At 68.1% G+C, this 12,441-nt stretch carries 11 protein-coding genes and 2 pseudogenes; 4 read left to right on the forward strand and 9 right to left on the reverse strand.

The features are described 5' to 3' along the window. Positions 1-4: 4 nt before the first annotated feature. From ACIBI4_RS04465 to ACIBI4_RS04505, 9 genes and pseudogenes are all read right to left on the reverse strand, one after another. Entirely contained in the window at positions 5-1,426 is a 1,422-nt protein-coding gene (locus ACIBI4_RS04465) for an amidohydrolase family protein (RefSeq protein ID WP_399202087.1), read from the reverse strand. Further along, positions 1,423-2,880 carry a uracil-xanthine permease family protein gene (locus ACIBI4_RS04470; protein ID WP_399202088.1) on the reverse strand — a complete coding sequence of 486 codons (1,458 nt, stop codon included), beginning with the start codon at positions 2,878-2,880 and terminating at the stop codon, positions 1,423-1,425. The genes ACIBI4_RS04465 and ACIBI4_RS04470 overlap by 4 nt, the downstream gene beginning before the upstream one ends. A gap of 273 nt (positions 2,881-3,153) precedes the next feature. Beyond that, on the reverse strand, positions 3,154-4,014 hold the full coding sequence (locus tag ACIBI4_RS04475; RefSeq protein ID WP_399202089.1) for a cytochrome c biogenesis CcdA family protein: 861 nt from the start codon (positions 4,012-4,014) through the stop codon (positions 3,154-3,156). Positions 4,015-4,020: 6 nt separating this feature from the next. Beyond that, positions 4,021-4,602 carry a redoxin domain-containing protein gene (locus ACIBI4_RS04480; RefSeq protein ID WP_399202090.1) on the reverse strand — a complete coding sequence of 194 codons (582 nt, stop codon included), beginning with the start codon at positions 4,600-4,602 and terminating at the stop codon, positions 4,021-4,023. Between the two features lie 98 nt (positions 4,603-4,700). Next, positions 4,701-5,417 (reverse strand): Crp/Fnr family transcriptional regulator, encoded by a 717-nt coding sequence (locus ACIBI4_RS04485; protein ID WP_399202091.1) that lies wholly within the window; start codon positions 5,415-5,417, stop codon positions 4,701-4,703. A 179-nt stretch (positions 5,418-5,596) separates the two neighbouring features. Beyond that, positions 5,597-6,076, reverse strand: a complete 480-nt coding sequence (locus tag ACIBI4_RS04490) for a hypothetical protein (RefSeq protein WP_399202092.1) — start codon at positions 6,074-6,076, stop codon at positions 5,597-5,599. Between the two features lie 62 nt (positions 6,077-6,138). Next, positions 6,139-6,810 carry a DsbA family oxidoreductase gene (locus ACIBI4_RS04495; protein WP_399202093.1) on the reverse strand — a complete coding sequence of 224 codons (672 nt, stop codon included), beginning with the start codon at positions 6,808-6,810 and terminating at the stop codon, positions 6,139-6,141. Between the two features lie 101 nt (positions 6,811-6,911). After that, positions 6,912-7,197: pseudogene (locus ACIBI4_RS04500) on the reverse strand (nuclear transport factor 2 family protein). After that, complete coding sequence (locus tag ACIBI4_RS04505; protein ID WP_399202094.1) at positions 7,197-7,595, reverse strand: ester cyclase; 399 nt, start codon at positions 7,593-7,595, stop codon at positions 7,197-7,199. Before ACIBI4_RS04505 ends, ACIBI4_RS04500 begins: the two are co-directional and overlap by 1 nt. An 818-nt stretch (positions 7,596-8,413) precedes the next feature. Here ACIBI4_RS04505 and ACIBI4_RS04510 point away from each other — a divergent pair. The 4 genes and pseudogenes from ACIBI4_RS04510 (at position 8,414) to ACIBI4_RS04525 (ending at position 12,068) form a co-directional block, all read left to right on the forward strand. Next, positions 8,414-8,794 carry a hypothetical protein gene (locus ACIBI4_RS04510; protein WP_399202095.1) on the forward strand — a complete coding sequence of 127 codons (381 nt, stop codon included), beginning with the start codon at positions 8,414-8,416 and terminating at the stop codon, positions 8,792-8,794. Positions 8,795-9,977: 1,183 nt separating this feature from the next. Continuing rightward, positions 9,978-10,306, forward strand: a pseudogene (locus tag ACIBI4_RS04515) (helix-turn-helix transcriptional regulator); the annotation flags it as partial. A gap of 668 nt (positions 10,307-10,974) precedes the next feature. Continuing rightward, positions 10,975-11,538, forward strand: a complete 564-nt coding sequence (locus tag ACIBI4_RS04520; protein ID WP_399202097.1) for a DUF4240 domain-containing protein — start codon at positions 10,975-10,977, stop codon at positions 11,536-11,538. After that, entirely contained in the window at positions 11,535-12,068 is a 534-nt protein-coding gene (locus ACIBI4_RS04525; RefSeq protein WP_399202098.1) for a CbrC family protein, read from the forward strand. The genes ACIBI4_RS04520 and ACIBI4_RS04525 overlap by 4 nt, the downstream gene beginning before the upstream one ends. The last annotated feature ends 373 nt before the right edge of the window (positions 12,069-12,441 follow it).

A 12,441-nucleotide genomic window follows, 5' to 3' on the forward strand; every position in this document is an offset into this window, starting at 1 on the left:
AAGGTCACTGTGCCGCGCTCCTCTTCTGTGCCCGGTGGAGCGCCCGCGCCGCGGTGGCCGTGGGGTGGATCCGGGTGACATCTGCCCTGCCGACGACGGCGCGGGACAGCTCGACCGCCCGTCGCACCAGCGCTGGCCCGTCCCAGTCGACGGGCTGTCCCTGCCACATGCGCAGGCGGCCCGCGACGAAGACGGCCGTGATCTGGTCGCGGTTGCCGCGCCGTACCAGTTCCCAGGGCAGGTCCCAACTGAGTCCGAGCTCCGGGGTGTCCGTGTCCACGAGGAGGAAGTCGGCCGCCATGCCCTGGGCGATGGTTCCGGTGCGGGCGCCGAGGCCGACGGCGTCCGCGCCACCACTGCAGGCATGCTCAAGCCACGTCCAGCCGGCCCCGGACGAAGAGTCGCCGCCGGCCAGTCCGTACGCCAGCCGCTGGGCGAACTCGGCGGCCTCCATCAGCCGGAATCCGTCACCACGGGTGCCGTCGGTGCCGAGCCCGAAGCGGATGCCGCGCTCGGCCATGGCGGTGGCGGGGGCGACCGCGTTGCCCTTCCACGCGCTGGCGACGGGGTTGTAGCTGACGGCGGTTCCCGTGTCGGCGAGCAGGGTCAGCTCGCGCGGCGTGAGGAGCGTGGCGTGCGCGGCGAGGAGCTGGGGTCCGAGTGCTCCGATGCTGTGCAGATGTTCGAGGGGGCGCAGGCCGTTCCTGACCAGGGAGCGCTCGACTCCCGCGAGGTGCTCGTTGACATGGATCTGGACGACGGCCCCGGCCTCGGCGGCCAGCTTGGCCGTGGCGCGCAGAGTCCGTTCGGTGGCGGCCTCGGGGATGGAGATGGCGAGCGACGGGTGGACGAGTGGGTCGTCGGCGTACCGGGCGAGGTGCTTCTCGGCGTTGTCCAGGGCAGCTGCGCCGGCGTTCGCGTCGGCTCCTTCGTCCGCGTCGTTGCAGACCAGTCCGAGGACGCAGCGGATCCCGGCGTCGCGCGCGGCCGAGGCGACGACTTCGACGTCGACGTCCGCGCGGGTACCGGCGTCGGCGATGGTGGTGAATCCGCCGCGCAGCGCCTCGAGAGCCGCCAGCTTGGCGGCCGTGTAGGCGGATTCCTCGTCCAGTGCGCCCTCGAGCGGCACCCAGACCCGGCGGAATATCTCCGACGGCTCCCCGAAGGCGAGCGCGGCGCCGAAGCTCTGGGTGAGGTGGTGGTGGGCGTCGACGAAGCCGGCCATCAGCAGCTTGCCGGTGAGCCGGATGGGCCGCAACTGTCGGTGCCTGTGCGTCAGTTCGTCCGCCGGTCCGACGTCCTGGAATCTGTCGCCTTCCACCACGACGGCCCAGTCGTCGGCAGGGCCTTCGGCCAGCAGAACAGCGTCCGGTACGAGGAGGAGCGGGCCGGGTGCGAAGAGACGGTCACGGTCTGGATGGTTCATCGGTCGCTTTCTGTACGGGTGGTGGTCAGACGGGCTGCGACGCCCGGCCTGACGTGGTGGAACAGGATGTTGAGGATGGCGGCGACGAACGCGCCGACGGCGACCCCGCTTTCGAGGAGGATGCGCAGGTTCGGCGGGAACCCCCCGTATACGCCGGGGATGAGGATCGGGAGCAGTCCCAGGGCGAGCGCGACGGCGCAGATGAACGTGCTGGTGTGCTGGTCGAGGTCGGAGCGGCCGAGCATCTGGATACCGAGCACCGTGATGACGGCGAAGACCACCATGGCGGTGCCGCCGACGACCGCGGACGGGATCACGCTGATCGCGCGGGTGACGGGGGCGAAGAGCCCGATGAGGACGAGCACGACACCGGCCGCGGCGGTGACGAACCGGCTGCGGACGCCGGTGACCCGGACGATGCCGATGTTCTCCCCGCTGGTGACCATGAGGGGCAGACCGAAGGCACCGCCGAAGAGCGAGGTGACCGCGTCGCCGCGGATGGTCTTCGACACATCGGCCCGCTTGTCGATCTCCTTGCCGACGGCCTCGGCGTTGATGACGGTCTGGCCGGTGGCCTCGGCCATGGAGGCCAGGCTGTAGAGCAGCAGCGGCAGCGCGGCGACGAGGTTGAACTCCGGTGAGCCGAAAGGCATCAGCTGCGGCAGGTTCACCAGTCCGCCGTCGGTGGCGGGTGCGGCTTCGACCGCTCCGAGCACGGCGGCGAGAGCGGTGCCGGCGAGCAGGCCGAGCATCACGGCGAGCTGACGGAGGATGCCGGAGAAGAACAGGTAGAAGACGACGGTGAACCCGATCGTCGCCATGCCGAGACCCAGGTTGAGCGGATCGGCGAAGCCCGGCGCTCCGGGGCGTCCGGTGACGAGCACCGCGCCGACCTTCACCAGGTTGACGCCGACTATGACGATCATGGTGCCGATGACGAGGGCGGGGAAGAACTTGAGCAGCCGGGAGAAGACCGGCAGGACGACGAAGTAGAACACCGCCGTCAGCACGACGGCGCCGGTGGCGGTGGGCAGGCCGTGCTGTTCGGCGATCGCGAGGAACAGGATGAGGGGCGCCCCGCCCGGCAGCATCACGAACGGCAGCCGGGGCCCGAACTTCCACAGCCCGAGCGACTGGATCAGCGAACCGACGCCCGAGAGCACAAAGGCTGCGGAGAGCAGGTCGACGGTGAGCCCGGCTTCGAGACCAAGGGTGGCGCTCATCAGGAAGATCGCCGAGATGGGTGTGGCAGCCATGACGAGCACGTGCTGGATCCCGAAGAGCAGGATCCTCCCCCAGGGGCGGGACTCGTCCACGGGGTGGACTCCGGGGTGGCGCGTCTCGGCGGGCTCGGCGGGCTCGCTGAAGGAAGAGCCGGTCGTGGGCGTTTCCGCCACACGGCCGGATGGGGATGGACTGCCGACGACGGGCCGGCTCTGGCGGGGACTGGACACGTTCGGGCTCCATTCGGGCGCAGGGCAACGCTCGTAAGTTCAGCCGCGATCCGGCCCTGGACGGAGAGCCAAATCGATTTGGCCAAATCGATTTGGCCGCCAGTATGTGAGGCCCCGGAGTCACCGTCAAGGGTCGCGGCGAACACAACCCCGCCACCCTCTCGACGTCGGCCGTCCGACAGAGGCCGGTTCGGCATCATGAAGGGGAGGCACGGCACCATGAGCTCGTACGCCATAACGCCGAGCTCGTAGATGTCACTGTCGGCTCCGGTCCTACGCGCTTGGCGGGTGACGGCGGGTGCGCCTGCGGTGGCGGATCAGGAATGCCGCGAGCAGTAGGAAGGCCACGAGGGCTGCGATCACAGCCGGTCCGGCTGTGTCCAGCGTGTCGGCGAGAACGCGCTGGGCGCTGCCCGCTGTGTCGATGACGGGGTCTGTTGTGGCTGGGTTGTCCTGGACGCGGATCTCGTACCAGCCGTAGTAGGCGACGTACGTGCCGACGATCAGGAGCAGGGCGCCGCCGAGGCGGGGGGCGATGATGCCGAGGCGTCGCAGGCGGGTGACGGCGGTGGTGCGGGTGAGGGCGACGGTCAGTGAGGCGGCGGCGACGATCAGTCCCATGCCGACTGCGTAGGCGGCGAACAGGATCACGCCCTCGCCGGTGGCGCCGGTACGGAAGGCGGAGACGACGATCGCGAGGAACGGGGCGATGGTGCAGCCCAGGGAGGCGGTGGCGTACGCCGCGCCGAACAGTGCCATCGAGGGAAGGGAGCGGGTCACCTTCGGTGCGCGCCGGAGTTTGGGGGCCAGGATGGGCAGTTGGCGGCCTGCGAGTAGCCAGCCCCCGGAGCCGGCGATGAGGAGGCCGAAGGCGATGGTGAACCAGGGCAGATGCTCTTGGACCTGCCCGGCGACGGGCTGAATGGCGAGCCCGAAGACAGCGAAGAGGGTGGCGAATCCGGCGGTCATGGCGGCGGTGGCGGCCAGCGCTCTGCCGACGGCGACGGTGCGGCTGGGAGTGTCGTCACCGAGGACGAGAAGGGAAAGGTAGGCGGGGAGCAGGGCGAAACCGCAGGGATTGACGGCGGCGAGCATCCCGGCGCCGAGCGCCAGCGCGAGAGGCAGGTTGGACATTACGGTTCAGCCGGTGAGTCCGGCGACCTTGTCGGCGAGACCCTTGCCACCGGGCAGCACGCCCTCGTAGACGGTCTTGCCGGTCTTGTCGAGGATCACGTAGCGGCTCTGCTCGGTGACTTCGAACCGCTTCCACACCTCGCCCGTCTCGTCCGACAGCTGCGGGAAGGAGCCCGTACCGGTGTCGGAGACGAAGTCTTGCATCGCGGCGTTGGTGTCCAGGCCGGCGACGCCTACGACGTTGGCCTTGCCTTGGTAGTCGGCGGCAACCTTGGCGGTCTCTTCTGCCTGGGCCTTGCACTTGGGGCACCAGGGCGCCCAGAACCACAGCACCGTCGGCTTGCCCGCCAGTGTCCTCGCATCGAAAGGCTTGCCGTCCACCGTGGTGGCCTTGAAGGTGAGCGCCTCGGGAACCGGCACCTCACTCTTTCCGGTACCGCTCTCATCGGATCCCGCGGGCGGCTGGGCCGGCGACGCCGTCTTCGACGGGGTGGCGGTTCCCATATCGTCGGAGCCGTTTGAACCGCACCCGGCGAGGGCGAACAGGGCGGCGGCAAGGGCGGCCGGAAGGGCCATACGGGCGCGCATGGGTGACTCCTGGTTGTCGGGGACCGGAGGCGAGACTAAGTCCCTTTGCGGGTTCGGGGGTTGATGGCGGTCTTACGGTTCGGTGACGTTCCCGGCGATCAGCCGGCCGCGTCCTTCAGACGCTCACGGTCGAGCACGGTGATCCGCCCGCGGGCGAGGCGGAGCAGTCCATGGTCGGCCATGTCGCGCAGTACCTTGGTGCAGGTTTCGCGGGAGGTGCCGGCGAGCGCGGCGAGCTGCTCGTGGGTGAGGGCGATCTGTGGGTGGCGTCCGCCGGGCAGCAGCGGACTGCCCGACGGCTGGGCGGTGCTCAGCGTGACCAGGGTGGTCGCCACGCGCTGGGCGACGGTTTTGAAAACGCTGTCGGACAGGCGTTGTTCGAGGTCGGCGAGGCGTTGGCCGAGGATCGCGGTGATCCGGGCGGAGATCCGGGCGTCGGACAGCAAGTACGTGTGTACGTCCGCGCGGCTCATGACGCATACGACGGTGTCGTCGAGGGCTTCGGCGTAGTTGTCGTACATGTGCTGGCCGAGCAGGACCATCTCGCCGAAGATGGTGCCCGGGGAGATGATCGCGGTCGTGAGCGCGCGGCCGTCGGCGGAGACCCTGAAGACACGGACCCGGCCCTTTTTGAGGATGAAGAGCACCTCGGAGGGCTGGGTGGGCGAGTAGAGGATCTCGCCCGCGTTGTAGGTCTTCATCGGTGCCGCGGCGGCGATGTCCTCCATCTCTGCTTCGTTCAGGTCGCAGAAGATGTCGACTTCGGCCAGGCACCAGGTCCGCTCGGCATCGTCGTCCGATGCGGCGTGGTTCATGTGCTGCGTCTCCTCGCGTCGTCCCGGGGCCCACGGTGGGGGTGCGGCGCCCCACGCCGGGCTGGCCAGCGCATCGGCGCTGCTGGCCAGACAGTAGGGCACCGCACCGCCGTCGATGGCTATGCGGCGCGGTGCCGCGCCCGGTGGGGCGGGGGTCGACGCGGGAGCCTCGCGGTTCATCAGGCCGGGCCCGTGCCCTTGCCCATCGCCTGCGCGATACACGCGAACGCCGCTCCGGCGAGCAGGCCGAAGACGAGGTGGGCGCCGAGGCTGGAGGCGGTGACGTCGCTCCATTCGAAGACCGGCATGCCCATGTTGGCGGGCATGATCCACAGTGCGCCGACGGTCCACCACACGGCGCCGTAGACGAGGCCGAGGACGACGGCGGGCGCGAGGCGCTGGGCGAACTGCCCCAGCACCACGCCGAAGGTGATGCCGGCGAAGGTGGCGATGGCCAGGTGGATCAGCCAGCCGGCGAAGGCGTTGGTGGAGCCGAGGAGCCCTGCGACCATGGTGATCATGGCAGTGTCCATCATCGGCCTCGACACCGACATCCAGATGCCCATCCCGACGCCGCCGACCAGTCCGGCCGCAGCGCCCCACATTGCGGACACGGGGATCGCGGCCGTCTTCGGGGATGCCTGCACGGTGGTGGCCATGGTGATCGTCCTCCCTTTTGGAGTGACTTTCCGTTCTCATCGCTGACGCTAGGACGCAGGGCCTATGCAGGTATGTGAGGGCGCTTACGTACCCGGCGGTAGATGGCGGGGCCGTCGGGGTGACTTCTCAGCGACCAGGAGGGCGTAGCCGAGCACGCCGTCGGTGACGGCGGCGCGGGCCGCGTCCAGGACGGCCGGGGCCGCCTCCAGGTCCACACCGGCGTCGGCGAGGCGGGCCGGGGCGGTGATGCGCATGCGAGATACCACTGCGGATCGGCGAGCGCCGCGGTCGCCTCTGCCGCGTCGAGCCCCGCCTCACCGACGATGGCGAGCAGCCCTTCGGGCGTGAAGATGTCGCGCGCCTGGGCGAAGTTGGCTCGCATCATGGCTTGCAGCAGTTGCTCCTGACGGTGCTGTTCGCCGGCCCAGTGCAGCAGTCGGTGGGCATCCAGCGTGCTGCCGACCTGACGGTCGGTGCGATAACCCAGTCCCTCGCCATGGACGATGCGGGCAACTCGCTTGTCCATGGCCGCGGCGTCCGGGCCGTAACGCGCGGTCAGGAAGGAGGGCACCGGTGTGATGTCTTCCTTGGCCCGGCCGGGGTCGAGCTCGAAGGAGCGGTGCACCACCCGCACAGCGTCCCGGTGCGGAAAGCGGTCGAGCGCGGTGCGCAGCCGGGCGTGGCCCAGATAGCACCAAGGGCAGATGACGTCGGCCCAGAAATCGATACGCATAAGGGGTTCTCCCCAGTCAGGCAGAAAGAATCGGAGGTTGTCCTGCGGTCCGGACGGGTCCTGCCTGGGGCGCCTTGAGGGCGCCCCAGGCGGTGCGGGCATCAGGCCATGGCGGCGCGGACCGCGGCGGAATCCACGATCTGCTCCATGCGGACGATCTGGCCGGAGCGAACGATGAAAGAGTGCGCGACGCGCGCCTCCATCGGCTTGCCGGTGGCCTTATTCGGGCGTGCGGTAGGTGCCCGCCAGCGGGAAGCCCGCCGACTCGGTCCACTCGATGTCCTCGGCGACCACCTCGCGCCAAGCCGTCAGATCGCCGGTGGCGGCCGCGACGTACTGGCGGCGCACCACCTCGACCGGCGACAGGCCGGCGTCCGACGTGGGCATCAGAACATGCCATTCGAGTTGGCGGCCTTCAGCGGAACGTCCTGGATGACGTCCCAGTGCTCGACGACGTTGCCGTTCTCCAGCCGGAAGTAGTCCGCAAGCGCCCGGCCCGGGTTCTCGGGGTTGCCCGGCTCCAGGTCGAGATGGGAGTGCGTGACGACCATGTCGCCCTCGGCGATGATCCGCTTGATGTTCAGCTGCACGTTCGGGTACTCGCCGCGCAGCCACTGGACGAAGCCGATGAACGCTTCGGGGCCGTCGGCCGCGTCCGGGTTGTGCTGGACGTAGACCGGGCCGAAATGGTCGGCGATGGCCTTCTCCGGGTTGCCGCCGAAGGCCGTCTGGTAATAGTCCACGACGATCTGCTTGTTGCGGTCGAGCTGGGTCTGCTCAGACATGGGAAAACTCCGTCTTCTGGGTGGGGTTCCCGGATGACGGAGCTGAAGTGAGGATCGAGCTGTGAGTAGCACCAGGGAACCCAGGATGTGATCAACTGGGTGTGCCCTACGCGTCTGAAATGGCGGCCTGGGCAGGCGGGCCGACGCTGGTTCTACTTTCTCTTGCCAAGCGCAGAGCGCCTGTACGACAGGATCTACCGGAATACCTGCGGCGATCTCCTGACGCACTTTCCAAGCTACAGGCTGACCGGACCCGCGCAACTCGCCGATGGTCCCGTGATCCCCGGACCTTTGGCCCCAGGCCACTGGAGTCCTCCCCAGCTGCCCAGAAGCGATCACGTGGGTGTCAACAACGCTCGTGACCAATGCACCTGGGTCAGTCACGTCCTCGTCTACCGGATTCCACGAGCATCACACCTCCGGATGTTCCGCGAACGCCACCCCGACTGCGACGTCAGTCTCCGCGAAGCACAGACATCGACCTCATACCGTAGCTGCGCAACGGCGACATCGACATGCCGCGGCACCTTCCCGGTCGACGAGCCCGGAGGACATGCCCCAAAACGATCACCCCGTTACCGGACACCCTGCCCATCGGCGAGCGGGCCACTCGCTACTACGCACGCCCCGACGGCACTTACGTCCCGGTCAGCGACGCTCCGCCGTTGCGCTGGGGCCTGATCTGGCGAACCGACTGCGCCACCGCCCGCGTGCACGCTTTCGCGCGGATCGCCCACGGCCTCACCCTGGACAGAGCGGCGTATATCTTGATCAGCCCGCACCCCGTCACCCCACAATCAGTGAGGAGCTCGGATCTGATGACTGCCATACGCCGACTGCGGGCGGCTGTGCTGCTCACACTTCTGTGCGGCGCGAGCGGCTGCTCGAGCCCTGCCGGCGATCCCCCGGTCTCCTTCACCTTTCAGGTCGACGGAACGATGTCCCAGGCGGAGATCTCCTACTCCGGTACCGAATCCGACCACCCTGCGGCCTCCGAGCATCTGCTCTTCAAGTCCACCGGCGAGACCCGGAACTCCGGCCAGCAACTCATTCTCAACGCGCGCTATGCGGGGCTCACGGCAGCAGACAGCATCCGCTGCCGCATATTCGTGAACGACCGGGTCGTCGACATCCAAAAAGCCGGCGGAACTCAAGGCAGCGTCAGGTGCACGTATCAGCTGAGCACGCAGGCCCGGTGACACCCGAGCATGGTCCCTGGTCTCACGTGGCTGAAGGCTCGGACCCGTCCGCGGACGGCCGGAACGCCGGAACGGAAACCACCCCGTCCTCCCCCAGCACCATGCGTTCGAGCATCTGCGCCACGACCCCGGCCGGACCCACCGGGGACTGCCCCGCCTACCTGGCCGACAGGTCAGCCCGCCCACCTGATGCGATCGCTCGCCGCCGCCAACCACACTCCACGCGCAGCCCGAACGCGTCACCGCGCCGCCACGCTTCACCACCCGCCTGTCCGGCCGCCGCCTCGTGCCGGCGTTTCTCCCGCTCCCACGCCCAGGCAGAGCCTTCAGCATCCCTCAACGGCTCGTACACCCTCCAGTTCTGCTCGTCCATCACGTCCTGGACACGCCGCCATTCCTGATGCCGCACGCTACAGGTCTCCGCCAGCTCGTCACTGCACTGCTCACGCGGCCAGAGCCACGCAGCCCCGTTGCCGAAGCGTCGAATGTGAGTATGAGTACTCACCACACCGTGGCAGCCCCCGCATAGCGTGATCGTCCAGCAAGGCGACCGGTGCAGTAAGGGGGTACACCCGTGATGTTCGGATCTGGGGAGGGTTGGGCTGCCGTTGTCTACGGAGTGGTGCTGCTGTGGATCCCGTTGGGGCCTTTCATCATGGCCGCCTTGGGTGCGTGCTGTGCACAACCTCCCGGACAGGTTCGCACGGCGGGCCGCATCAGTTCCCTCCTCGTGCCGGCGGTGACGGTCGGTGCGCCGGCCGCAGTCCTGTTCGACGTATTCAGCTCCTCCGGTACGCCAGCAAACAGGCAGGACGCCGCTGCGTTCCTCGGCGTGTACGTAGGCTTGCTGACGTTGGTGCCATGGGGCCTTGCTTGGGGCATCGCACACTTCATCAGAGCGATCCGGAACAGGAGCCGACGGCCACGATGAGATCAGTGCCATAGGAGCGATCGCGCTGGTCGGGGCCGCGGCACGATCGCGGACAACGAGGCTACGTTCAGGGCTCCGCAGATGTGTGCCTCGGCCACTGGCAGAAACCTGTGTGGCGCAGTTCGCGGATCTGACCCAGTCAGTGACTGACATTCCGGTTGTCTTCGTTGGAAGCGTCGGCCCGCGGGCTGCCCTTTGGCGCCCGTGACCAGCCGTGCAGGACGCGTCACCATCATCCACCACGTGGAGATCGCCGGGGCACTCAACGACCCGGCGGTCACCGCCGCCCTCCATGCCATCCACCGAGACCCGGCAGTGCCTTGGACCGTAGCGACGCTCGCCGCGGTACCCGGCCTTTCCCGGGCGACGTTTGCCAGGAACTTCTCCTAGACGAGCGGTCAACCGCCCCTGGGCTACCTGACCTGGTGGCGGATGACAACGGCAGCGCGCCTTCTACGGGCGACGGAAGCGCCCTTGAGATCTATCGCTGCCCAGGTGGGAACACCTCCGAGTTCGCCTACGCCAACGCGTTCAAGCGCACGCACGGGCTGGCCCCCGGCGTGTACCGGCGGAGAATCTGATTCGGCTGTAAGGACCGTGAGCCCGTTCACCTGTACGCAACTGGGCACATTCACATTCAGGTGTACGCCAACACCGGGTGGCGATTGCTGCTCGCCTCTTCACATGCCCCTCGCTCGTTCTGTGCGCGTGCTGTCCATGGGGCCGCACGTCATTGGCTGTGCTCACCGCCATGAGGGTGGGCATTCGTCTCCAGAGGGCACAGCTGGTGCCAGCAGCGCCCCAATCGCCGACGCGGTGATCGCCGGTATGTGCCTCAAGGCCTCCACGCACACGTTCAGCCTTCATCGGTCTTCGGGTACACCCGTGCGCCGGCCGCACGCAGCAGGGACGCCGCTTCGCCATCGGTCGGAACGGGATGCGTCGAGGCTGCGCACTCAGCATGGTTCAGCAATGTCTTGTTCAAGGCTTTCAAAGTGACCGCGCCGTGCCGAAGTTGCTGGGGAGGATGGTGCCGCATGCGATTGCGGCGTGCTCGAGGTCGCAGCGACACCCCCACTGACCGGGCGACCAACCGGACGTCCTCGGTGGTCAGTTCTCCGCGGCCGTCCAAGCACCGCCGCACTCACCTGGGTGCCACCGCAAACCGCGTTGTCCTGACATCGATCTGCACACCGTGGTGTGAGCCACCTCGTGGCGCTGTCAGTGGCTCATGGCACAGTCATCCGCCATGGACACGGATACGTTCTGGCAGCTCGTCGACACCGCCCGCGCAGCCGATGCGCCGCTGCACGAAGCACTGACCGATCTGCTGACGGCACGAGGCGAGGAGCACGTGCTGGCCTTCGAAGTCCGCATGGACCAGTTGGACACGGCGATCGACCGGTGGGACGTGTGGGCGGCCGGCTACCTCATCCACGGCGGCTGCTCGGACGATGCGTTCATGGACTTCAAAGCCGGTGTCATCGGCCTGGGCCGCACCTGGTACGAACGCGTCGTCGGCTGCCCCGACGACCTCGCCGAGCACCCTGTCGTACAACGATCGGCCGCGACGGGCGATCAGGAGGCGGTGTTCTACGAGGAACTGGGCGCTGTCGGCCCCAACTGCTACCGGCAGCTCACCGGTGACGAGGACGACTTCTATCCAGCCCTCGACCACTACCGCGCCACCCACGGCCTGGCCGACGCCGGCGCGTACGACATGGGCGAAGACTTCGACTTCGACGATCCAGGCGAGATGCACCGGCGCCTCCCCCGCCTCGCCGCCCTCTACCTCACAGAGGGCCGGCAGTGAGCCGGCCGCTGCCGTCGTTCCGGTACCACCCCGATCCCGTCACCACCGGGGCGATCGCGGCGAGCGGTGCGGTGTGCGTCTGCTGCGGGCAGGAACGCGGATGGATCTACACCCTGCCTCTCTACACCGAGCAGGAGGTGCCGGGTCGAGTCTGCCCGTGGTGCATCGCTGACGGCACTGCGGCGGAACGGTTCGACGGCGAGTTCGTCGACGCGGACGGGCTCGACGGGGTGTCCTTGGAGGTGTTGCAGGAAGTCACCCGCCGCACACCGGCCTTCTCCGCATGGCAGGACCCCCGCTGGCTCGTCCACTGCCACGACGCCGCCGCCTTTCTCGGTGAAGTCGGCTACAGCGAACTCGCCGAACACCCCGAAACCCTCGACCAACTCCGCACCGACCTGCGCCTGGGCGGCTGGCATGACGCCGACCAACTCGAGGAATTCGTGCAAAACCTCGGCGGCGGTGCCAGCGCCATGCTCTTCCGATGCACCATCTGCGGCGATCACCTCGCCTACACCGATTTCAGCTGACTTCAGGGCCGTTGCTCTGGAATCTGCACGGCACTGACCAGCAAGTCGTCACCACGACGACAGCATGATCACAACACCTCGATGCCATCACCGGCCGCAACCACCCGCGTATCGTCGGCAAGCACCTACAGGACCAGGGACGAGCTTGTCCCACAGGCGGTGCACGGGCGTGGTGTGGTCGATCCAGTGCCAATTCACCGACTGCAGTTGCTTCTTCATCGCGTCGTGCTCAATAAGTGCGGACGGCAGGCTCGGGTCTTCACGGTCCTCGTACGGAACCGCCTACCTGCATGACGACCACCGTGGCCGCCATGCAGGATCCCCGGCTTCCGTGGGCGCCGAGTGTCGCCTTCGGTACCCAGGGTGGCCCGCC

Origin of the sequence: Streptomyces sp. NPDC050418, assembly GCF_044458745.1 — a bacterium.
Classification (GTDB): Bacteria; Actinomycetota; Actinomycetes; order Streptomycetales; family Streptomycetaceae; genus Streptomyces.

Excerpts from the sequence above, each read along its gene's own strand:
- ACIBI4_RS04465 (WP_399202087.1), bottom strand. The coding sequence starts at position 1,426 with ATGAACCATCCAGACCGTGACCGTCTCTTCGCACCCGGCCCGCTCCTC.
- ACIBI4_RS04475 (WP_399202089.1), bottom strand. The coding sequence starts at position 4,014 with ATGTCCAACCTGCCTCTCGCGCTGGCGCTCGGCGCCGGGATGCTCGCC.
- ACIBI4_RS04480 (WP_399202090.1), bottom strand. The coding sequence starts at position 4,602 with ATGCGCGCCCGTATGGCCCTTCCGGCCGCCCTTGCCGCCGCCCTGTTC.
- ACIBI4_RS04485 (WP_399202091.1), bottom strand. The coding sequence starts at position 5,417 with ATGAACCACGCCGCATCGGACGACGATGCCGAGCGGACCTGGTGCCTG.
- ACIBI4_RS04490 (WP_399202092.1), bottom strand. The coding sequence starts at position 6,076 with ATGGCCACCACCGTGCAGGCATCCCCGAAGACGGCCGCGATCCCCGTG.
- ACIBI4_RS04495 (WP_399202093.1), bottom strand. The coding sequence starts at position 6,810 with ATGCGTATCGATTTCTGGGCCGACGTCATCTGCCCTTGGTGCTATCTG.
- ACIBI4_RS04505 (WP_399202094.1), bottom strand. The coding sequence starts at position 7,595 with ATGTCTGAGCAGACCCAGCTCGACCGCAACAAGCAGATCGTCGTGGAC.
- ACIBI4_RS04510 (WP_399202095.1), top strand. The coding sequence starts at position 8,414 with ATGACTGCCATACGCCGACTGCGGGCGGCTGTGCTGCTCACACTTCTG.
- ACIBI4_RS04520 (WP_399202097.1), top strand. The coding sequence starts at position 10,975 with ATGGACACGGATACGTTCTGGCAGCTCGTCGACACCGCCCGCGCAGCC.